The organism is Gemmata sp. SH-PL17, assembly GCF_001610855.1.
Classification (GTDB): domain Bacteria; phylum Planctomycetota; class Planctomycetia; order Gemmatales; family Gemmataceae; genus Gemmata; species Gemmata massiliana.
On record NZ_CP011271.1, the window covers coordinates 4,024,959 to 4,047,519 of the forward strand.

The 22,561-nt window shown below is 65.7% G+C and carries 11 protein-coding genes; 1 reads left to right on the forward strand and 10 read right to left on the reverse strand.

Annotation, left to right across the window (positions count from 1 at the left end):
- Window positions 1-216 precede the first annotated feature (216 nt).
- The 3 genes from VT84_RS16845 to VT84_RS16855 form a co-directional block, all read right to left on the reverse strand.
- Window positions 217-1,533, reverse strand: a complete 1,317-nt coding sequence (locus tag VT84_RS16845) for a DUF1501 domain-containing protein (protein ID WP_204249775.1) — start codon at window positions 1,531-1,533, stop codon at window positions 217-219.
- Between the two features lie 139 nt (window positions 1,534-1,672).
- A complete protein-coding gene (locus VT84_RS16850) occupies window positions 1,673-3,181 on the reverse strand; it encodes a DUF1553 domain-containing protein (RefSeq protein ID WP_082840350.1) in 1,509 nt (502 codons plus the stop codon).
- Window positions 3,182-3,375: 194 nt separating this feature from the next.
- Window positions 3,376-6,900, reverse strand: a complete 3,525-nt coding sequence (locus tag VT84_RS16855; protein ID WP_162271730.1) for a sigma-70 family RNA polymerase sigma factor — start codon at window positions 6,898-6,900, stop codon at window positions 3,376-3,378.
- A gap of 697 nt (window positions 6,901-7,597) precedes the next feature.
- On the opposite strand from VT84_RS16855, the gene VT84_RS42290 reads away from it, so the two are divergent.
- Window positions 7,598-7,807: a hypothetical protein gene (locus VT84_RS42290; protein ID WP_410000384.1), complete on the forward strand. Its 210-nt coding sequence runs from the start codon at window positions 7,598-7,600 to the stop codon at window positions 7,805-7,807.
- 580 nt (window positions 7,808-8,387) lie between these two features.
- Here the strand turns inward: VT84_RS42290 and VT84_RS16860 are convergent.
- The 7 genes from VT84_RS16860 to VT84_RS16890 form a co-directional block, all read right to left on the reverse strand.
- Window positions 8,388-15,053, reverse strand: a complete 6,666-nt coding sequence (locus VT84_RS16860) for a PKD domain-containing protein (RefSeq protein WP_082840352.1) — start codon at window positions 15,051-15,053, stop codon at window positions 8,388-8,390.
- Between the two features lie 588 nt (window positions 15,054-15,641).
- Window positions 15,642-16,853 (reverse strand): tetratricopeptide repeat protein, encoded by a 1,212-nt coding sequence (locus tag VT84_RS16865; RefSeq protein WP_157469549.1) that lies wholly within the window; start codon window positions 16,851-16,853, stop codon window positions 15,642-15,644.
- Entirely contained in the window at window positions 16,850-17,860 is a 1,011-nt protein-coding gene (locus VT84_RS16870; RefSeq protein ID WP_082840354.1) for a hypothetical protein, read from the reverse strand. The genes VT84_RS16865 and VT84_RS16870 overlap by 4 nt, the downstream gene beginning before the upstream one ends.
- Window positions 17,830-18,210, reverse strand: a complete 381-nt coding sequence (locus VT84_RS16875; RefSeq protein WP_157469550.1) for a hypothetical protein — start codon at window positions 18,208-18,210, stop codon at window positions 17,830-17,832. The genes VT84_RS16870 and VT84_RS16875 overlap by 31 nt, the downstream gene beginning before the upstream one ends.
- Window positions 18,211-18,273: 63 nt before the next feature.
- On the reverse strand, window positions 18,274-19,461 hold the full coding sequence (locus VT84_RS16880) for a DUF1559 domain-containing protein (protein ID WP_082840356.1): 1,188 nt from the start codon (window positions 19,459-19,461) through the stop codon (window positions 18,274-18,276).
- 136 nt (window positions 19,462-19,597) lie between these two features.
- Window positions 19,598-20,842: a PQQ-binding-like beta-propeller repeat protein gene (locus VT84_RS16885; protein ID WP_082840357.1), complete on the reverse strand. Its 1,245-nt coding sequence runs from the start codon at window positions 20,840-20,842 to the stop codon at window positions 19,598-19,600.
- Window positions 20,842-22,512, reverse strand: coding sequence for a c-type cytochrome domain-containing protein (locus VT84_RS16890; protein ID WP_162271731.1), 1,671 nt, complete (start codon window positions 22,510-22,512; stop codon window positions 20,842-20,844). The genes VT84_RS16885 and VT84_RS16890 overlap by 1 nt, the downstream gene beginning before the upstream one ends.
- Between the last annotated feature and the right edge of the window lie 49 nt (window positions 22,513-22,561).

The following is a 22,561-nucleotide window of genomic DNA, read 5'->3' on the forward strand; positions in this document are numbered from 1 at the left end:
CGATTGGTCTCGGGCGGCGGTCGAGGCACTTTCGCTCGGGCGCTCGGCGCGGCCGAGGGGAGCGTGCTGAACTGTTTGCGGATCCCGAGTGTGAAACCGCACTTGTTCGTGGGCGCCAGCAGACGGGACCGGGGGCGACCTCGAAACCGCACCACGACAGACGGGTCGCGGCCCACAGTCCGCGCACCAATCGCTCGCTTCCAGGGATCGCAGAAACTACGAACCGAGTAATTCTGCGACCGGTTTGGCGGCAGAGTCGACGACCGGGATGGGGCGCCCGGTGTTCGATACGTTCTGCGTTTGCGGATCGATGCCGAGAGCCTTGCACACGGTCGCGAGGAAATTCGGAACGGTCACCGGGCGCTCTTCGACCGCGGTGCCGTCCGTGCTCGTTTTGCCGAGCGCCTGCCCACCACTAATCCCGCCACCCGCCAGCGCCGCGGCCCACGCATAGGGGTAGTGGTCGCGCCCCTTACTGCCGTTGATCTTCGGCGTGCGCCCGAACTCGCCCATCCAGACGATCGTGGTGGTGCCGAGCAGCCCCCGGTCCTTCAAGTCGTCCAGTAGTGCGGACCACCCGGCGTCGAGCGTTTGGCTCAGTTGTTTGACGCGCTCGAAGTTGTCGGTGTGCGTGTCCCAGCCCGCGCCGCCGAGCGCCACTTCCACGAACGGCACGCCGCTCTCGACGAGCCGCCGGGCAAGCAGGCACCCCTGGCCGAAGACGTCGCGCCCGTAAGTGTCGCGGAGCTTGGCCGGTTCGTCGTCGAGTTTGAGCGCTTTCGCCGCGGCCGAGCGCATGAGCTTCGCGGCGCGGTCGTAGGCCGTGTGGTGGCTCTTGGCCGCGGGGTCGGGGCGCTCCGCGGCGAACTCGTGCTGGAGTTCGGCCGCTAATTTCCAGCGCGCGTCGAACCGGTCTGTGGCGATCCCGCCGGGCAGCGCGAGGTCTTCGACCCCCATTGCTTGGTTCGCGCTGCCCGGTTGCGGGGCGAGCGGGCGCGATTCGCCCACCGCGAGCGGCGCGTACCGCGGGCCGAGGAACCCCGGCTCGTGGGCGGCCGGGCTGAACGCCCGGAACGGCGCGACGCTCACGAAGTTCGGTAGCGCCGCATCGTCCGCCCCGAGTTCCTTGGCCACCACCGAGCCGAGCGACGGGTAGCGGATCGGCCCGCGCGACGAGTACCCGGTGTGCGCGAAGTACGTGGCCAGCCCGTGGTCGCCTTCTTTACTGGTCATCGAGCGCACGAGCGCGACGTGCTTCATGCGGGCCGCGATCTTCGGCAGGTGCTCGCTGATCTTCACACCGGGCGCCGCGGTGCCGATCTCCTTGAACGGCCCGCCGTTGTCGTGGCCCGGCTTCAAGTCCCAGAGGTCGATCGTGCTCGGCCCGCCGTTCATCCACAGCAAAATGCACGCGCGCTTGCGGGCCGGTTCCTTCGCGGCGGCGGTAGCGAGCGGCGCCAACCAGCCGGACATGCTGGTCCCGGCGCTCAGCGCACCGGCGCGAAGGAAGTAGCGGCGGTCGATGGATCGCATGGGAACTCCGGGTTGATAGCGATTCAGATTCCATGTAACGGCTTTACGAGCCGCGACCGCGAGGGAGCGGGAGGCGCAGCCCGTGTAGTCGCGCGCTGCTTGGGTAGTTGCGGGCCTCAATTCGCGACCCGAAACCGGACTAATGGTTCACCGCGAACTCGGTGCTGTTGAGCAGCGCCCAGAACACGTCCGCGAGCGCGGTTTGTCGGTCCTTCGCCGGTCGGTCGGGGCCGACGAACTCGGCCATGCGTTTCAGTTCGGTCGCAGTGGGCTTGCGCGCCAGCGCCACCAGGAACAACTGTTCGACCTGATCCGCGACCGACCCGGGACCGGTGGCGATCGCGCGGAGGGTCGGGCTTTTCTCCAGGCTCGTGGCCGTGGTGGTGTACGCGCCGTTCATCAGGTAGAGCGCCTGTTGAATGGACGTGGCCGCGTCGATTGGCTGGTCGGGCTGCGTTTGGAACTTCGCGAGGAACTTGGCCCGCGGCGTGGTCGCGACGAGCAGGGCGTCGCTCGCGTTCTCGGTCGGCGGGGCGTACCCGGTGGCTTCGGTCAAACTGTCGTAGAGCTGCTCCCCGCTCAGCCCGCGCACCGGCACCCGGGCGAACAACCGCGGGTCGGCTTGAGCCGCGTGCGTCTGCCGGCTCGTGCGCTGGTACGCCTTCGTTCCGGTGATGGCGCGGGCGAGGAATTTCAGATCGAACTTGTGTTCGGCGAACGCGCGGCTCAGTTCGTCCAGCAGTTCGGGGTGGCTCGGGAGATTGTCGGCCACGCCCAGACCATCAACCGGGTCAATGAGCCCGGTCCCGAAGAAGTAGCCCCACATGCGGTTGACCGCGGCCCGTGCGAACCACTTGTTGTCCGCCCGCGTGGTCCACTCCGCGAGTACCGCACGCGGGTCCGCGCCGTCCGTCCAGTTCAGCACCCGGCCGTCGAGGAACTCGGCGGCGATGTACTCTTCTTTCTCGGGCAGTTTGATTTGCGGCGGGCCTTTGGGTGCGGGTTGATCCGCCCGCGCCCTCGGCGGGCGCGAGAAGAACGCGGCGAACTGCCAGAACTGCTCGCGGCTCCAGGTTCCGCCGCTGCGGTCGGCGTGGCACTGGGCGCACTCCAGTCGCACCCCCAGGAACACGCGCGAGGTGCTCCCGGCGATGTTCTCGGGCTTGTTCTCGTAGGCCGAGAAGTAGTCGGCCGCGTCCGCACTCGTGAGCAGGTCGCGGACGAACTTGTCGTAAGGGACGTTCGCCCGGAACTGCTTGCGGAGGTAATCTTCGAGCCGCCCGGGGCGCGCGACCTGGGCGTTCGATTGCGCGAGCAGCACGGCGCGCCAGTAGTTCGCGAAGTGCGCCGCGTAGCGGTCGCCGAAATCGCCCTCAATCAGTTCCCGCGCCCAGAGCCGGCGCTTGTTGGGGCGGTCGTCATCAAGGAAGTCGCGCACGAGCGACAACGGGGGGACGCGCCCGTTGAGGTCGAGACAGAGCCGGCGGAAGAACTCCGCGTCGCCCGCGGTCGGTGCGGGTTCAACCTTTGCCTTCGCTAGCTTCTCATCGATCCGGGCGTCGATGCGCTCCGAGATCCGCGCCGCGGCGTCGGCCCCGAGAGCGCAGTAGCCGAACGGGAGCAGTAGTAGGGTCAGTGCGTATCGCATGGGAATGCTCTCGTCGCGTCGCGCCCCAACTTGGGGCGCGACGGTGAACCGATTGGATGTGGGTTGCTGCGTTGAAAGCTTGTGCCTTGTGTTCGTGGCACAGGCCTCTGGCCTGTGTGAGTGCCTCCACAGGCCAGAGGCTCGTGCCACCAAACAAAAGACCAAATGCACCAGGTCAACACAGCAATGTGGCGTTACTTCGTGGCGGTCAGTCGCGCGAGGGCCGCGGACGCTTCGAGCGTGAGTCGGGCGCCTTTGGCACCTTTCGCGAGCGCCTCCAGGACGCGCTTCGCTTCGGGCGTCGCGGCTTGATCGAGTAACTCGACGGTGCGCAGCTCCCGGAGCTGGTCCTCGGTAAGTTTGCTCACAGTGGCCTTTTGCAGAAGGGCCTCTACCCGCTGTTTCAGATCCAGGGGTGGGGCTCCTTCGAGTGCCTTGCGCAAGTGCGGGACCGCGACCGCGCCGAGTCGCTCCAGTTCGGCGGTCGCCTTGCGTCGGGCGTTGAAGTTGCCACCGAGGTCGGTCACCAGTTCCGCGATCCGGGCGTCCTCGACCACCGGCACCGGGCGGAGCCGCTCGCTCAAGTAGGTCACCGCCTGTTTGCGGTCGGTCAGGAGCTTGCGCGCTGCCGTGAGCGCGACCGCCGGGTCGGGTTTCGCGAGATCGGCCCAAAGTTGGTCCAGGTCGGCCGCGGGGAGGGGCGTGTCGCGTGTAAGTTCGACCCGGGTGAGTTTCGACAGATCCCACGTCAGCGCGGTCGTGTCCACGCTCCCGGTAACGAGCACGTTCCCGCCCGTAACGCACAGGTGCGACACGCTCCCACTGTGGCCCTTCAGGTGCCCGATTTCTTGGCCGGTGAGCGTGTCCCAGGCGCGGAGCGCGGAGGTGCCCGCGGCGGAGAACAGGAACCGCCCGTCCGCGGTGAACCCGATCGCGCCGGCGTTCGCGAACCCGCGCCCCAGCGCGCTAATCGCGGCCGTGCCCCCGGCGATGTCGCGCGGGTGGTTCGCCGCGGAGCCGTCGCCCGCGCCCCGCGTCTCGAACCGCTTCTCCCCGGTGGCGATTTCGTATCCCGTCACCGTTCCGTCTTGGGTCAGGAGCGCGAGCACGTGCCCGTTCGCGGAGAACTCGAACGCGACGCCCAGCGACTTAGGGGCCGCGATGTCGCACACCGCCGTTCCAGTGGCCGCGTCCCACACGCGGAGCTGTTTCTTGTCGCTCGCGGCCGCGATCAGGCGGCCGTCCGGTGAGAAGCGTATTACAGGGGTCTGCATACCGGAAATGTCGAGGGTGACGCGCCCGCCGCTGAACACCGGCTCGCCGTCCTGACCGATCGTGCGGACGTGGGCGCCGGTGTTCGCGTCCCAGAGGTTCACCGCGGAATTCAGTTCGGCCTTTGTCGCGAGTAACTTGCCGTCGGGCGAGAACGCGATCCCCGCGACGTCCCCGCGCTTCGTGTCGATCTCGCGGACCTGCTCGCCCCGCGCCGCGTCCCACATCCGAATAGCGCCTTTTCCGGACGAGGTGGCCACGATTCTCGCGTCGGGTGAGACGGCGACCGAGGTCGCGGGGGGCGTCAGCGCCCAGTGCCGGACCGCGCCGCCGGCCCGATCCCACACGCGGACCGATTCGCGGCTCACGGTGACGACCGTTTTCCCGTCCGAACCGACCGCCATGATTCCCGAGAGGTGCCCGGGCGTCGCCGCGATTTCTTTCCCCGTTCCGACGTCGAACTGTCGCACGGCCGCGCTACCGAGGCTGACCGCGATCGTTTTTCCGTCCGGGGCGAGCGCGAGGTCCGTGTGGGTCATTCGGCTCCCCCCGCCGCGCACGATGCGCACCGCGACGCGGCCCGACGGCTCGGCCGTGTAGCCGCCGATGGTCTGCTTCAGTTTGCCCTCGGTGATGTCCCACAGTTCGATCGCGTCGTTCGAGAGCGTGACCGCGACCGTTTTGCTGTCGGCCGCGATGCGCAGCGACTTCCCGAAGAACCGCGGTTTCATGGCCGTTCCGCTGCTGAAGCGGTTCACCTCTTTGTGCGCCCCGACGTCCCAGACCGTGATGCCGTCGGTAAACGAGGCCCAAGCGAGGTACTTACCGTCCGGCGAGAACGCGATGTTCTGGGCGCCGCCCACCGAGAGCTTGATGTCCGGGAACGCGGTCCCGGTCGCGAGTTCGGTAATACGGAGCGAGCCGTTCGCGGTTTCGGGTTCGATCAGTTGTTGAACGACGTGCGTTCCCGCGGGCGAGACGGCGGCCCCGGTCTTCGTCGCCCCCTTCGTATCAGCCTTCGGCTCGAACGTCTTCCGCGCTGTGCCTTCGATCGGGTTCCAGAGTACGACCGTGTTGTTCGCGTCGGCGGAGACGAGCGCCGTGCCGTCCGGCGCGAATTCCAACTCCGTCACCTCGGCGGCCGCTGTTAGGGCGTGGAGTTTCTTTCCGGTCGCCGTGTCCCAGACCGTAATGGTTCGGTCTTTGGCTGCAACGAGCATCTTCCCGTCGGGCGCCAGTGCGACCGGGAAATCGTCCGGGGGCGTAGTTGACATCATTTTGCCCGACATCGCGGGCATTGCAGGTTTCTGCGCGAGCGGTTCCTTTTTCCCCTCCGCGCGCTCGAACTGGCGCACGACCTGCCCCGTAGCGCGGTCCCACAACCGAATGGTGTTGTCGCGCCCCGCGGTCACGATCCCTTTGCCGTCGGCCGTGTACGCGATGAAGAACACCACGTCGCCGTGCCGGAACTGGGCCGTGCCCATGCGGGCGCTCGCGCCGTCGGGCACTTCGTTGGGCTTGGCGGGCTTGGCGGTCGGCGCGGGCTGATCTGCAACTGGTGGCGGTGGGGCACTCATTGCGGCCGAACGCGCCAGCCACGCGGTCCCGCCGCACAACCCGACCGCCAGCACGACGGCGGCCGCGACCCATTTACTTGTTGTCATGGTTCCGATTGTTCCTCGCGCGAGTTCGAGCACCTGCGCCGAAGGCGCGGCGTGTGTGGTTCCATCGGCGGAGCGCCCCGCGAACCACAGCCCGGCGCGCACCGTGGTATCGAAGAGGGGCGCCGGCGCTGTTGTGCCGGTCCCAGCGGACACGATCAGAGTGGCGACCCCGGCGACCGGGCAAACAATGCCCCGGCTCGTGAGGCGCACGCGGAGCGCGTCCCGGGCGCGCGTGAGGCGCCACCCGACCGACCCGACCGGGCACCCGATTGCCAGGGCCACCTGCTCGTAGGTGCGGCCCTCCAGGTACGACAGCACGAGCGGCACGCGGTGCTGTTCCGGGAGCCGGTTCAGCTCCTCGTGCAGTACAATGTGCCCGTCCTCGGGCACGCTGGGGGGAGCGATCACGGACCGGCACTGTGCCCCGGCCGCTTCGAGCCGCTGGCGCCGGGCGGCGTTCGCCCGTGCGCGGCACGCGAGCCGAAACGCGACCGTGTAGAGCCAGTCCGACACGGGGCGGTTCCGGTTGATTGCCGCGGCCCGGTGAACGAGCACCAGGAACGTGGCCTGGAATGCGTCGTCGGCTGCGTTGGGATCGACCAGAACGCGCCGGCAGACGCCGAAGACGAGCCGACTGTACCGGCGCACGAGGCACTCGAACGCGGACTCGTCGCGCCGGTCCACGAACCGCGCGACGAGTTCGCCATCGGGAACGTCCTCGCGGGCGTCGCCGATCAGGTTCCGGACCTCGCGCATGAGTCGGCCGGTTTCGGGTGTTGACATAGCATGGGTCTCATCCGGGATCGCTCGGACACAGAGTAATTGCCCCGCCGAAACCCGGCGCATAGGAAATTCTCGCGCGACTTTCTTCCGGACTGCCGGATCAACGGACGTGGTCGGGGGAAATCGGTGCGATCGCTTGATCCGGGAGCGAAATGGGACCGAATTCGACGACTTGTCGGTAGCTGTGGTATTGGGACACGGACGCCGCTACTGCAATGCGCGGGGACAATAATTCCGAAACACGGGGTTATCGATTTCCACAATTTAACTAGCGATTTTAAAAGAATTTGTGGCGAATGAATGTGCGTACCGCGGGGGAATTATCGTCCCAAGTGATGTCCAGCAAACAGTTGTGAGTTGGTGTTGATTCCTGGTTACTATTGCAATTTTCTGATCTTTTCAGTTGAGCTGAGGTTGCCATCCGGTTCGCCCACGTTGAGCACCAGTTGGCCCCCGTTTGTCTACGACCCGGTTCCGTCCGGACGGTAAGAGGGTAGAGCGACTCTGGCGCCTCGCCCGCCGCTCGACCAGCGAGGACAACCGTGTTAAACTATCTTACGCGAACCGGTTACGTGGTTCTGGCCGTCGCGGTACTGATCGCTGTCGCCCACCGAGCCTCGGTCCGTTCCGAGCGCCCACTGGGGCGAGCGATTTCGATCCGTCGGCCGAAGTGGTGCTCGGGAGCCTAAATGTTCCGGTGGACGAGCACGTCGTCGGGGTCGCGTTTGCTTCCGATGGGCGCACTGTTGCGACCGGTACTCGTGCCGGGCAAGTGACCGTTTGGACCGCGACCGGTGACCGGGTTCTCGCTTGGCTGGCCCACCCGAAGCCGGTCCGCGCGCTTTGCTTTCTGGTCGATTCTCGGTCTCTGATTTCAATTGACCGGGAAGGCACGTTAAGAATGTGATCCCTTTCGTCCAGTGCGGTGCTAAGGGCGGCGCGTGGGGGAGATCCCACGATATCAGCAGGGGTGACGCGGGCGCGGCACCCGCGCGCGAACCCGAGCCCGACGAGCCATTGCCAACCGGTCCAGGTAACCACCTCGGCGCCCCACCGGTCGCGCACGTAACGGGCCACCTTGGGACCGGTCCACAGACCCCGTCCGGCGGGTCCGCCTGGAGCGCGGTGTAAAGGTGCTCCTGTTGGGCCGAGGTCCGCAGCGGTTCGGATCCATTGTCCTTGCGCCCGTCCGTCAGCCCCTCGGGGCCGCGCGCGTTCCACCGCTTGAGCAGGGTTCGTCCCCACGACGCGGTGAGTCCGACGGATGACGCGGCCCGACCGGTGGACATCGGCTGGTCCGAGTGGGTGACCCGCCGAATGATCCGCCACCGCGTCTTCTCGGCACCGTCCGGGCAGGTGCGGTACCGCCGTGCGATCTCGGCCGGCGGAACGTGCTCAAGCGCGGGTAATCGTTTCATCGCTTGTCCTCCCCTAGAATTGGAGAGGGATAGCCTTCAATGAGATCCGGTATCAGTGGCCAGACGCGATCACGGGTCGGGGAACCCGAGCGTCTCGTTGGCCGCGTCGTCGGTCGCGTCGTCGCGGGTGGGATCGAACAGGAACCAGTCCCGACCTGCGGCACCGGTCAACCGGTCCGCGGAGTCGTCGTCGAACACAGTGTCGGGGGCCAATCGGATGCCCCCGGAGATTGTGCTCGCCGACTGGAGTGCGGCGACCCGCTGGGCGTAGGTCTTGGTCGGGTCGACCCACACGCCGTGGAGGGCCGTCAGGGCGCCGAAGTCATCGTCGTAAGCGGTGAAGCCCGCGATCAAGATGTCTTCTCCGCTGCTGCCGGTGATCCGGTCCGTCCCGTGTCCGCCGATCAGCAGGCTTCGCCCGGTGCTCCCGACCAGTTCGTCGTTCCCGTCGCCGCCGACGAGGATCGACGGCCCCGACCCGTAGACCCGGAGCACGTCGTTACCCGCGCCCCCGGTCACCAGCACCCGGGCGAACGTCCCGGAGATTTGCACGTTATCGTCCCCGTCGCCCGCCAGCACCGTGGCCGTGTTGAAGTTCCCGGACACTTGAACGGTATCGTTCCCGCTCCCCGCGCTCAGAACCGCGTCGCGGAAGTTCCCCGACACCTGGGTCTGGTCGTTGCCCGCCCCGCCGTCCGTGAAAAGGTCGCGGAACGTGCCCGACAACTGGATCTGATCAGTCCCCGCTCCTGCATCGACCAGAACGTCCTCGAAATTCCCGCTGATCTGGACCTGGTCGTTTCCGCCCTGGCCGTAAGCGGCGAGCCGACCGGTGCGGGCGAACGAGCCGAGATAGGTGCCGTTCAGGTTCACCGTCACGGAACTGCTGCCGCTGAGCTGGATCTGGTCGTTGCCCGTTGTCCCACCGACGACCAGAGCGGTCTTGGACGGGTCGGTCGGGTCGGCTTGCAGTTCGATCGTCTTGATGACGATCTGTTGGGCGAACGAAACCGTTCCCCCGTCGTCGTCGCGGACCGTAACGGTGACCGTGTAGGTGCCGGTCGCGGCGAATGCGTGTGCCGGGGCGCCCGCAGTGTTGCCAGACGCAGGGAGCCACCCGCTGACCGTACCGTCGCCGAAGTTCCACTGGACTTCGTGCGTGTCGATCGATCCAGTATCACTAAACCCGACCGAGAACGCGAGCGGTTGTCCGCGCACGCCGCTGAACGCGACCGGCGCTCCACCCGGTGTCGCGGTCGTTTGCGTACCGGCTACCGGTCCCGTGAGCGAACCGATGATCGGGGCAATGTTGTTCACCGTGACCGGGACCGTTGCGGAAGTCGCTCCCGCGTCGTCGTCCGTGACTGTTACGCCGATGGCGTAAGTGTCGCTCGCGGTTCCGGACGGAGCGTCATCCAGGTAGCGGTGCGTGGCGGTGAAGGTGCGCTTCCCGTCTACCTCGATAACGGCGAAGAGGGGCGTTTCGGCCGAGAACGCCCCCCAACGGGCACCGATCTCCACGTTGTTGTAGTTGAAGGCGTACCCGGTCGGGCCGACGAGATCACTCGGTTGGCCGGTGGCCCAGTTCGTGTAGCTCGGGGACTCACCAGAGGCCCATTGAAGCGGTCCATCGGTGCCGCCGTCGGACAGCCCGCTCCAGGTCTGCACGTCCCCCTGGAGCGCGGCACGGCGGACGTAATGGAAGAGGAACAGGTTTTCTGCGTCCGAGTTGATGGTGACGAGGTGGCCGCCCATGCGCCGGGCTTCTGCTTCAGCGTCCGCCCATGAAAGCGGCGTCGAGATGAAGTGGTAGGTGTGACCCCCGAATTCCGCACTGGCCGCGAGGTTAACACCCGGGGACGGCGTACCGGGGAACCCCGGGACCGCGACCTGTGAGGTCGTACCGTCTTTCCAGTCGATCGTGACCGTGTGCGCGTCGAGCGCACCGCGGTCGGTGAAACTCCCGGTGAGAGTGACCGAGCCGTCTTCGTTAATCGTCACCGCATCGGCGGAAACGGTCAGGTCGGTCGGGACCGCGTTGGTCACCGTGGCCGTTGTAGTGGCACTCGAAGCACCCGTGTCATCGTCGGTAACGGTGACCCCGATCGTATACGCGTCGGTCGCTGTGTCGTCCGCGTAGCGGTGCGACAGCGTGAAGGTCCGAGTGGGGTTCACCTCGACGACCGCGTAGGCGCCCCAGTAAACGGCGCTGTCGCGCGTGCCGGCGAGATCGTTCCACCACCCCGGGCCGTACCCGTAGGCGTAGTTGGTGACGGCGAAGTCTTCCGTCACCTGCGGCGGGTAGTCGTTCGGCTCGCCGTCCTGCACGAACCAGTTCGTGTACGTGATCGGGTCGCCCGAAACCCACCCGAACTGCCCCTCGTTCGCTTCGTCGTTCAAGCCGATCCATGCCAGGGCGTAGTAACCGAAATTCGACCGGAGCAATTCCGACACGAACGTGTTCTCGGCCGCGTCGTTGATGGTGACCAAGTTCCCGCCGAGCCGCTGGGCCTGGTCCTGGGCCTCGAACCAGGACAGCCCGGCCTGGCGGATGACGTAGTAGCGGTGGCCGTTGTACTCGACCGCCTGCGACACCGGAACCGTCGCCCCGCCGCCGAGGACCGTCTGCGACCCGTCGCCCCAATCCACCGTCACCGTGTGGGTGTCGTTCAACCCGGCGTCGGTGAACGTGCCGGTGAGCGTGACCGTCCCGTCCTCGCCGACCGCGGGGCCGACCTGGAGTACGGGGGAAGTCGGGGCGACGTTGGTCACGGTGATCGGGATGCCCGGCCCCGTGGTCGTGAGCAGGCTCACGTCGTCCAGGTTGACGTTGAAGTAGAATAGGTTGTCGTCCAACTCGAAGCTGAGCCGGATCGTCTGCCCCGCGCGCCCGACCAGGAGTGCGGTGAGGTCGAAGGAGCGGCGGTTCGGCCCGAGCTGTTCGACCGGGTCGCCGGGGTTGGTCGAGAACACGGTCGCCAGTTCGTTCCCCGCAGCGTCGAGGACGCGCACCCGCCACTCCTGGTTCGGGTCGCTGTACTGGGAGTAGTGGTTCCGAATCCGGTCCGACCAACTGAGGACCGCGGACGTGATCCCGGTGGGCACCACGATCGGGGCCGACAGGATCAACCGGGACGGCCCGGACTGCGACGCGAGGGCGTCGAACTGCCCGGAAATCGGCGCGGTGGGCAGTCCCGGGCCGTCCGGATCGGTGTTCCCGGAGTTGAGCGACCAGGTTCCGCTCTGCACGTTCGTGGTCCAGCCCGTGAAGCCCGACTCGAACCCGCCGTTGGTGACGAGTTCCTGAGCGCCGCCCCCACTGAGCCCGCCGTCGTCGTCTCGGACCGAGACCCCGACCTGGTAGACGTCCGCGGGCGTGCCGGTCGGGTTTTCGTCGGTGTAGACGTGGGTCGCGATGAAGGTCCGGTGCGCGTTCACCACTGCCGTGGAAGAGGTTCCGTCGCCCCAAGAAACCGTGACGGTGTGAGTGTCGGCCGCGCCCGGGTCGGTGATCCGCCCGGTAACGGTGGCCGTACCGCCCTCGTTCACGACCGGTGTGACGCTCACGTCGGTGGCCGTCGGTGCGACGTTCGTGACCGTGATCGTCGCGCCCTGCCCGCCGCTCGCGCGGGCCGCCCACTTCACGCCGTCGACGTAGAGTTGCAGCACGTCCGCGTCGTTCAGGGTGCCCGAGAAATAGTTGCCGGCGTGGTGGAATGCGACCACGTGCCCGGTGCCGAACTCGCGCACCGCGACCGCGTCGTTACCGAACTGGTCCCGCATGAGCGCGACCGCCGGCTGGGTCGCGTAACTGCGCACCTGCCCGACGTTGTACGACGCGCTGAAGAACGCGGGCGAGGGGACGTTCGCCAGGATCGGGTGCCCGGACTGCCCCGGTACGTCCGTCAGGGTGAGGTTGCCGGAACTGTTACTGACCGCGTTGAGGAGGATCAGGTCGCGCATCTGCTGCATGCGCCCGACCGAGAACTCGTAAGCGTTCCACTCGTTGCCGATGTACCCGCCGCCGTTCTGAACGTAGTTCACGAGCGCCGTCTGCCCGCTGACCGGCATATCGGTCGGCCACGTGGTCCCGTTGAGGTGAATGACCGCCTCGTAGGGCGTGAGGAACGGGTTCGACCCGTTGAACAGCGTCTCGTCCGTCGTGCTCAACGAGACGTTCATCCCCGCGGCCTGGAGCGCGTCCCGGAGCGCGATCGTACCGGGGGCCGTGGCCGCGTCGTAGATGATGAGCACGTCGGTCGTTCCGGCCGCAGGCCCGCCGAACGAACCCGTGCCTCCGACCCCGACCCCGCCGTCGTCGTCGGTCACCGTCAGGGAAACGACGTAGGTTCCGTTGTCGTTGGGGGTGAAGGTGAACGTGGAGCCGTTGGTCGGGGTTCCGGTCGCGTAGGGTACCCCGTTTTTCGTCACGCTCCAGGCGTAAGTGAACGTGTCCCCGCTGCCGGGATCGCTCACCGTGCTCCCGAGTGTAATTGCTGTACCTTCGGGGCTGTTCGCCGGCGCCCCGGTGATGCTAACCGTCGGGGCGACGTTGGTCACTGCGACCGTGGTCTGGTAGTCGCTGAACCCGCCGTCTTTGTCGAACACTCGGGCGAACACGGTGTACGTTCCGTTCTCCGGGAACGAGAACTGCTGCGCACTTGCCGCGCCCGCGGTCGCGTAGCTGGTGGCGAGGTTCGCCGCACTCGTCGAGAAACTGTACCGCAGACCCGCGCTCAGGTCCGTAGCCGAGTCCACCGAGTTGGTGAGGCTGACTGTCGCGGCACTTCCTTCGCCAATCGATCCGCTGGTCGAAATGGTCGCGGTCGGGGCGGAGTTGGTCACCGTCGCGTTCGTGGTGTAGTCGCGGAACCCGCCGTCCTTGTCGAAGATTCGGGCGAATACAGTGTAAAGGCCGTTGTCCGGGAACGTGACTTGCCCGCTCGCGACCGGGCTGGCGCCGGCGTAACTGGTCGCCAGTCCCGCCGCGCTGGTGGCGAAACTGTAGCGGAACCCGGCGGCTTGGTCCGCGGTCGACACATCGGTCGCGCCGGTGAACGTGACGGTAACCGGCACCGCCTCGGGTACGGGAGTGGCACCCGAGAGTGTGGCAGTGGGGGCAACGTTCGTTACAAGAATCGTTGCTGATGCGCCCGGTCCACCGGCCCCGCGCCGGCTCGCCCACTTTACGCCGTCGATGTAAAGCTGCTGCAATTCCGTGTCCGATAGCGCGGTCCCGCCCGAGTAGTTGCCGGCGTTGTGGAACCCGACTACCCGACCGGTGCCGAACTCGCGCACCGCGAGCGCCGCGTTGCCGAACTGGTCGGTCATCAGCACGGTCGTCGGGTTGGTTGCGAACGTGTGAACGGGGCCGATCAGCGCGCTCGCGTTAAACGACACCGAAGCCGGCACGTTCGCCAGAATCGGGTGCGCGGATTGGGCGGCGACCTCGGTCAGCGTCAGCGTGGTGAGGAACCGCTCGCCCTGGTAATCGAACAGGACCAAATCCCGCATCGGCCCCATCGAGCCGAACTGTGTCTCGTACGAACTCCACTCGCTCCCCAGATACGCTCCGCCGCTCTGAACGTAGCCGACCAAGGCGTTCTGCCCGGCCACCGGCATGGGGCTCGACCACGTGGTGCCGTTCAGGTGGATGACCGCCTCGAACGGGGCCAGGGACGGGTTCGTTCCGTTGAACAGGGTTTCGTCGGTCGAGCTGAGCGCAACGTTGAAGCCGGCCGCTTCCAGGGAGTTCTTCAGTGACTGGGTTTGGGCATTGAGCACGTCGTAGATAATCAGCACGTCGGTCGGCCCGGTACCCGTTGTGGCTCCCGACGTTCGGCCGTCGGGGGCGGTCACCGTGAGCCCAATGACGTAGGTTCCGTTGTCGTCGGGGGTGAAAGTAAAAGTGGGGTCGGTCGAGGTTCCCGTTGCGTGGGACGCTCCGTTTTTCGTCACGCTCCACGCATAGGTGTAAGGGCCGGTACCGACCGTGTCGGTCACGGCGGCGCTCACAGTGACCGCGCTGCCCTCGGCACTATTTGCAGGAGCCCCGAAGATCTGAGCGGACAGCCCGTTTTCGACCGGCGGCGGGTCACTGGCTGTGACCGTCACATCGTCGATGTTCCACGAACTCATTGTGAACGCGCCGGAGCTGCCGACGCTGAACCCGAACCGCACCTGCATGTTCGCGTTCTTGTAGGCCGAGACGTCGAACTGCTGGCGCTGCCACGAACTGTCCTGGGTGCCGGGCGAGCCGGCCGTTTGCCAGACCGTCTGCCAGTTCGCGCCGTCGAACACTTCGACCCGGTTCGCCATGAACGGCGCGTAGTCGCTGTTGAGCCAGCGGTAGAACTCCAGCGTGACGGGAGCGGTCGCGCTGGCCGTGTTGATCGTCGGGCTGGTCAGATAGTAGTAATCGTGGATGGTGGTCGCCGCGTTCCCACCGATCTTTACCCCCGCGACGCCGTTGTCGCTCGTCGGGGTGTGATCGAGAGCCGGGTCGGGGTTCCCCGTCGACTGACCTGCGGAGAGCGTGGCTGAACCGATTTGCCATTCGGTTCCCAGGGTCCAACCGGCACTATTGTCGGAAAAATCCTCGGAAAATAGGACGGACGGCACGAGGCGGTCTTCGAGGCGCGCGACGCCGAGCGGCGCCCGACGGGGGCTCCGGCGCGAAGACGGTTTGCGATTGACCGGCTTCCAACGGCGCAACCACGACTTGAGCGAAAACATGCGGGAGCTCCAATGTGGGTGACGAGATCCGACGCCAACGAACCTGACAAGTGGACAACGGGACCGGGGCGCCGTTATGAACGGACGACCCCGGACCCACTGCCCTGGCAGCGGGTTCAGACCGCAGCACGGTCGGACGGTGCCACTCGTGCCCCGGTGCGGAGACACGGGGGTACCGTCTGTTCGGGGGTGGTATTAAGTGCTTGGATTGCTTTGATTGATACGGCGGTCGAAATTGCGACTAAGAGTCGCGGGCCGGTTTATAGACGAATTGGGGCGATCAAAAACGCTCATAACACTGTGGATAAGAGAGGTAGTACGATCCACAACGAACCCCGGGGAAGGGTTTAGGGCGATAATTGTGAGAAAGGTAATCGAGCGGATCGAGAGACACAAGGACAGTTGCGCAACTTTTACAAAGAGGTTACGTCGAAGTTTGTTGGGAATTCGCGGTGCTTTGAACGCACGATCGGGAATTCCTCCGGTTCTCGGCGCGGCGATGTACCGGAGCCGTGTCGCCGAGCGGGGTAACCGCGCGAATCACGGAGCAACTGAAGAGATTCGCGACACTGGCGCCCTCTGCGCGCCTCATTTCGCACGCCACAACGTGCACGCGGGAGTATATGTCTCGATCTGTCGAATCAGTTTGGTAGTCGGCTCTCCGAAGTGCGTGGGGGCGAGCCGGGTGGCTTCACGGAGGTGTTCGAGCGCCAAACCGGGGCGCCCGCCGTCGTGGTAGTGCCGCCCGAGTTGGAAATGGAAGTGTGCGGCGCGGTCCGGTAGCAAGTCCAACCCGCGCTTCAGCACGCGCTCCGCGTCTGCGGGGCGCCGATCGGCCCGGGCGTTAAACGTGAGCCCTTCGAGGGCTGTAAAGCACACCTCGTGCGCCGGTGGGTTCGTTTCCGTGCGCGGCGCCATTTTTTCCAGCACGCGCGAATACAGTTCGTCACTCTCCGCCCACCGCTCTTGATCGCGGTACACGGTTGCGAGGAGTAATGTCGCGGTATCGTTCGCGGTGAGCGCTTCGAGCAGTGCGGCGGCTTCGTCGAGTCGATCGAGTTGAATCATCAGGAGAGCGCGGTTGAACTGGTCGCTCGGTTTTGCGTTCGCCGAGCGCGGTTGATCCCCGGACCGTTTGAGCCGCGGAATTACGGTGGCGAGATCCTTGTGGATCGCGGCGGGTAGCTTTTTGCCAATGGGCCGATCGCTCCCGAGTTCGATCAGCCCCGTCAACACGGCATCGGCGCGCGCGACCCGTTCGCGCTGGATCAAGTCGCCGGCCTGTTCAGTCCGCGCTGCAATAACCGCTTCGGCGAACAGGCCACACGGAAGAACCGCGCCACCCGCGGCCAACCCGAACAGCACGCCGGGATTCACAAGCGGACGGGCATTTGAATCGGGCGCGTCCGTAGCCCAAACGCACCACGGCAACACCATCGTGAAAGCGATCGTAGTGCGAAACACCAGGAGCGGGACTGCCCCGAACTCCCCGCCAATGACGGCCTCACCGAACGCGGCGCACACCTGCGTTCCGAGGGCAGCAACTCCCACACCAGTTCCCACCCACAGCACCGGGGCAGCACCGTTCACTGCAGGAACCGAGCGCAGCCACCCGGCAACGAGTAACCCCGGCGGCAGCGCGGTCACGAGGTGCGCCACGAGCACGCGCACCCACCCGAACGGAGGGGCGGTCAGTCCGGCAGCGAGGCGTTCGTCTGCGGCCCCAAAGTGCAGCACGCAGGTGGGGACCACTACCGCGAGAACGCACCCAACGGCGAAGCGCAAGCCCGAGGGCATCATGATTGCGTGACCCCCAGGGCCGCGGCCGTTTCCGGCCGGCGCAGTTTCCAGATCATCCCGTCGAACGCATAGTGAACGAACGCGGCCCACAGGTTCAGACCCTGCCAGAGTACGATCAGTCCGCTATCCGGGCGCGACGCTAATACCCCGACCGAGCCGAGCGCGAGAACGTACACGCCCAGAAAGAGCGTCCAGTACCGGGCGAGTGTGCGGAACCGGCCCGGGCTCCCGACCGCCTCGCGCCGGCGCACGTAGTGGGTGACGATCGCGAGGTACTCTACCGCGTGGAACATGGAACCGGCGGCGGCGAAGATCACCACGAACCCGGACCAACTGAAGTGCAGACTGAGTACGAACCCGGTGTAGAGAGCGCACACGCTCGCGAGGTACGCGAGCTTCCCGATCCGGTCACGTGTGGCTCCGATGGAATTGGTGAGAAGGAGGGCGACCGGCACTACGAGCACGGCCCAGTCGATTCCCTTTAACCACGGCAGGTACGAAGTATCGGCCTCGATCCAGCCCGTAGCCCACCCCGCGGCCTGGAGCGCGCCGTAAGTCACGAAGGCGCGCAGCCCCCAGCGCTCGAGCCACGCGGACCCACCGCCGACCTTGCGCGCGTACATGCGGAGCACGCCCGCGTGCTGGCTCGCGAAGTGCCAGGAGTTCCAGATGTAATCGACGAGCGCGAGGCAGAGGAACGCCCCGGTACCGAAGAACGCCCCCGTTACGAGTACGGCCGCCAGCGCTGCAACGACTACGAGTTTGTGCGTTTGGGCGCGGCGCCGGTCCGCGTCGGCGAGGACGAGGACGAGCGTGATCCATCGGTGGGGGAGCGTGAGGAAATAAACCTGCCAGAAATCGATGGCCGTATCGGTCCGGGTCGCGAACCCGGGGAGCAAGAGGAGCAGCCAGCCGAGGTTCGCGAGGAAGAGTAGATCGAAGACCGGGGAGACGATCCACCCCCGGTTCGCCGCAGTCACGGAAGCGGTGCGGTCTTGATCTTCCACTTGTCCCCTTCCTTCTCGAACGTCCACTCGACCTCGCCCACCTTTTCTCCCGTTGGCTTGTCGATCCGAACTTTGCAGGTCGCGGTTTCACCCGCGACAGTCGGTTTGCCAAGAACCGCGTAATCGTAGGGAACAAGTTTCTTCGGGTCGGGCGGTTTCGTACCCTTTACAAACATTTCGACCGTTCGTTTCTGGTTCCCTTTTGCATCGTTCATGTCTTCGATGAGGAGCGCGACTCGGCGCCCCTCTTCGCTGCCCATATCGGCCCCGGTACCGCCCCCAGAAGAGCCGCACCCGACCACGAAGAGCGCAAGGGCGGTAGCACAACACGAGGCACGCACGCCGAGCATCGGAACCCTCGCCAGTGTGTCGAAAACTGCGCGCCGGCCCAGCGCCGGCGCGCACAGGATGGGTTAATCGATGTTCACGACCTCGCCGCCGTTCGCGGTACACAGTGCCGACCACTGTTGGGCGCTAATGCTCTCGCGGATGAAACGAACGGACCCGTCGGCCAATACCGCGTTGACCCCTCCCGTGTGCTTGCTGCGCGCGGCCACGGTCCACTGCCCACCCGTGGCAGGATCGAGGGTGCGATCCAGTGTGCAAAACATCGGATCGCCCGCCGGCTTAGCAGCCGGATCACCCGATGGTGGGCAGCCCTGGGTGATGTCCGTGCCGCGCGAATTCGGCGGGAACGCGCCACTAAACGAGTTGCCACCCATCATCGGGCAGAGCATCGCACCGCGCACGTCCCGGTTCATGGCGCTCGAGCTCGATGACGTCCGCCCGTCCGGGACGTGATTGGCCAACAGTTCGCTCAGCATTACGGTGTTCGAGGTGCCGTCACCGATGCCGGTGATCCGGGTTCCCTTACCGACCGCGAACCGATCTCCGTAAGGGAACTTCTTGACGTCCGTCACGGCTTTGAACACGCCCGCGAGCTGCGAATTCCCCCGCGGTGTGGCGTCCCGCATGAACCCGCCACCGAAGCACGCGACGTAATTGCCCTTGTACAGATTCTCAAGGCTCAAATCGTTGTAATGTGTTTCGGACTGTTCCGCGCTGGGGCACTGCATGAATTTGCGGATGAAGCTCTGTGTGTCGATGTCGGGGCGCCGTTGCGGGAGCCCGTCCAAGTTGTCCCACGGGCACGATTCGTTCAGGTCGTCGGCGGCCACGCCCTGCTGAACGCGCTGATCGAGGGTGTTCTGTTCCATGTAGGAATTGACGTGCATGACCCACGCCGGGCCGAACACTTCGGCCTTCGTTACGATCCCACCGCCCTGCGAGCCGGTGACCACGAAGGCCGGGAAGTTCGGGTACGACCCGCGCACCGAACCATCGGAGCTCTGGTTGTTCGGCGCCGAGGTGTACGATTCGGAGAACGTCACGTAGCCCGGCGGGAAGCTGCCCGTCGTGCTTTCCAGGTTGTGCATCGCCAGGCCGAGCTGTTTCAAGTTGTTGCTGCACTTCATGCGGGCTGCGGCCTCGCGCACCTTTTGCACCGCGGGTAGGAGGAGACCGATCAGGATCGCAATAATCGCAATGACGACGAGCAACTCGATCAGCGTGAACCCACGCCAACGGTCCGGGCGGTTCATGAATGAGGCTCCGAGCAAGGGATGATGACCCAGCAGCGGGAACAAGTAGCCGACGGTACGCTACCCGCAATTCGTGAAGCTCTGATGTTGACAACGAGAAGAAAAATCATCCATTCATTAGAATCTTTCGTGAGGGTCACGGGCGCCCGGCGCGGGCCTTCGAGCCGATGCACCATAGGCTCGTCGCCGAGCGGACGAACAGGTGCCCGTCCGAAACGGCCGGCGTCGCGTGGCACTCCTCGCCCAGCGCGTTCTTCGTGGCCAGTTCGTACTCCTCGTCGGGCTTCAGGATGTACGTGGTGCCGTCGTCCGCGAGGCAGTAGATCAGGTCGTTGATGAGGAGCGGCGAGGCGTGGTGCAGGCGCGAGCCGAGGCGCTCGGACCAGAACTTCTTGCCCGTTTTCGCTTCGAGCAGCGTTGCGATCCCGGAATCCGACAGCACGAACAGGTGCTTCCCGAACGCGAGCGGCGACGGAACGTAGGACGCGACCTTCGTGTCGGACCACTTGGTGTGTGATTTGGTGACGTTGCCCGTTCCTGTCGGGTCGAGAGCGACGAGCGTGTTGTTGGGGCTGGTGCCGGTCGCAAAGACCAGCCCTTCGGTGAACGCGACCGTCGCGACGAACTTGTCCGTCGTGCTGTCCGCGATCCAGAGCTGTTTACCGGTGGTCGGCTCGAACGCGGCGACCGACTTGCTCCCGGCCAACACCAGTTGCAACTTTCCGCGAACTTCCACGAACAGCGGCACGCTGAATGACCGCACGCGGTTGGGGCGGTTGATCTTCCACTTCGTTGCGCCGGTCGTTTTGTCGAGCGCAGCTACGAACGCATCGCCGTCCGAGTCACCATTAACGATCACGAGGTCGCCGAACAGCACCGGCGTTCCGCAAAACCCGTGAACGGAATCGAACCCGTCGAACGACTTCAACCAGACCTGTTTTCCGGCAAACGAATAGCACGCGACCGCGACCTTTCCAGCGTCCAAAAACGTGACCCACACGTGGGTGCCGTCACTCGCGGGCGTGGAACTGGCGGGCGTGTTGTTCTTGTGCATCTTCTCGGCCGTGGCACTCAGCACGCTCTGCTTCCAGAGCAACTTGCCGTCTTTACGGTCGAAGCACAGGAGTAAGCGGTCGGTCGTTGATGACTCGAACGACGTGAGGAACACGCGCCCGTTGGAAACAACGGGCGACGAGTGCCCGGTGCCGGGAACGTCCACCTTCCAAACGATGTTCTCGGTCGCGCTCCACTTGGTGGGGATCGCGGCATCGGTCGCGATGCCGTCGCCCTTCGGCCCGCGCCACACCGGCCAGTCGGCGGCGCGGAGTGAGGGCGCGAATATGAGTCCGAGCAAGAAGCAGCAGATCGGAGTGCGGAGCATCACTTCTTCTCCTCCGCCTTCGTAATTGCCGTTTCCACTTCGACCACTTCGGCCTTCATCGCGAGTGCGGCCTCGCAGAGTTGCAGGTAGGCTTTTGCGAGTGCCGGGTTCTTCGGGCTACGAGCGGCTTCGTCCTTGAGTTTCTCCGCCGCGTCCTCCACGGCCTTGAGCGCGGTCCGTTTGCGAGCCAGTTCCGCCTGAAGATTCGCGGGTACCGTCGAGGGGACGCCCGGAGTTGTCGGTCGAACGGCCGCGACGGGCAAGTTCGGTGTCGGCACCGGGATCGCTGCCAGCGCCGCGGGTTTCGTTTCGACCGGCAGGGCGAGTTTCACGCTCGTTCCGCCCGCGACCGCCCACGTCCGAACCGCGCCGGCCCAGTCCCCGGACAGGACCGTCTTCGCGTCCGCGGTGAACGCGACTTTCAGTACCGCGTCGTCCGCGGGACCGAACTCGGCCGCGCGCTTCCCCTTCTCGTCCCACAGCTTCACGCGCCCGTCGCGCCCTGCGGTGACGATCACGCCGGAAGTGTGGAACGCGACGTCTGATGCCCCGCCCTCGTGTGCCTCCCACTTCGCGATCTCGGTCCCGGTGTGCATGTTCCAAACGCGCACGGTCTGGTCGTCGCTACTCGTCGCGAGCGCGTCCGAGTCCGCGCGCCAGGCGATTCCCGTCACACCCTTCGTGTGCCCGCGGAGCGTGTAGAACTCCTTGCCGGACTTCGTTTCCCATACGTACAGTCCGCCGAACCGGTCGCCGGCCGCGACGAGCAACCCCTCCGGGCTGAACCCGACCGACAGCACCCAATCGGTCGGCTTGCGGAAGGTGTGAACGATCTTGCCGTCGGGTACGGAAACCACCTTCACGAGTCGGCTCGGTCCGCCGAAGACAACGCGGGACTTGTCCGCCGAGATGTCGGCCGCGAGGACCGCTTCGTTCTCGTCCGCAACCGCGAACTGACGCTTCCACGAAGCGACGTCGTACCCGACAACGGCACCCGATTGCCCGCCGACGCCGCCAGCGGCGAGCAGCACCTTTCCGTCGCGCGAGAACCGAAGGACGTGAACTTCGCCTTCCGGAAACGCGAGTGCGCCGAGCGATTTGCCACTAGGTAGTTCGTAAAGCAGGACTTGCTTCTTCCCGGGAACCGCAACGATCAGGGCATTAGGGCTCACCGCAAGCGCGGTAACCGGCGTGAGCCGTGCCAGCGTCGCGACTTTGCCGAGGCCATCCAGGTTTTTGGGCGCGGGGGTAGGCGTGACCTTCGTAGAAGCCGCTCCGCCCACCTTTTCGACCAGTCCGCCCTCGATCCACTTGCGGAGCGTGTCGATTTCGGTTTGAGGGATCTTGGGGCTGTTCGGCGGCATCTTCGGGTCTTCGAGGTGCGCCGTCATCGTGTAGAGCGGGCTGGAATCCGGCTTCCCCTCAACAACCGCCCGCCCCGATACCCCGCCGAGCATCACCGCCGCGTAGCTGGACAGGTCGAGTTCCCCCCGAGGGCGCTCCGCGTTGTGGCACTTGCCGCACCGCTTCGCGAGGATCGGGCGCACCTGACCGTCGAACGTGACTTTCGCGTCCTCGACCTTCTCGTCCGCCCGAGCCGGTAGCGCCGCGAGGGACAAGAAGTGAATCACGAGCGCGAGTAACAAGAACACACACGGTCGCAGCGTCACAGCGGTGATCCTCAAGGTTGGCGAAATAAACCCGGCCGGCCTTATCGCT

What these genes read in the sequence shown, in the direction of transcription:
- VT84_RS16860 (WP_082840352.1), bottom strand. Translation starts at nt 15,053, where the DNA reads ATGTTTTCGCTCAAGTCGTGGTTGCGCCGTTGGAAGCCGGTCAATCGC.
- VT84_RS16845 (WP_204249775.1), bottom strand. Translation starts at nt 1,533, where the DNA reads ATGCGATCCATCGACCGCCGCTACTTCCTTCGCGCCGGTGCGCTGAGC.
- VT84_RS16875 (WP_157469550.1), bottom strand. Translation starts at nt 18,210, where the DNA reads ATGCTCGGCGTGCGTGCCTCGTGTTGTGCTACCGCCCTTGCGCTCTTC.
- VT84_RS16850 (WP_082840350.1), bottom strand. Translation starts at nt 3,181, where the DNA reads ATGCGATACGCACTGACCCTACTACTGCTCCCGTTCGGCTACTGCGCT.
- VT84_RS16880 (WP_082840356.1), bottom strand. Translation starts at nt 19,461, where the DNA reads ATGAACCGCCCGGACCGTTGGCGTGGGTTCACGCTGATCGAGTTGCTC.
- VT84_RS16885 (WP_082840357.1), bottom strand. Translation starts at nt 20,842, where the DNA reads ATGCTCCGCACTCCGATCTGCTGCTTCTTGCTCGGACTCATATTCGCG.
- VT84_RS16865 (WP_157469549.1), bottom strand. Translation starts at nt 16,853, where the DNA reads ATGATGCCCTCGGGCTTGCGCTTCGCCGTTGGGTGCGTTCTCGCGGTA.
- VT84_RS16855 (WP_162271730.1), bottom strand. Translation starts at nt 6,900, where the DNA reads ATGTCAACACCCGAAACCGGCCGACTCATGCGCGAGGTCCGGAACCTG.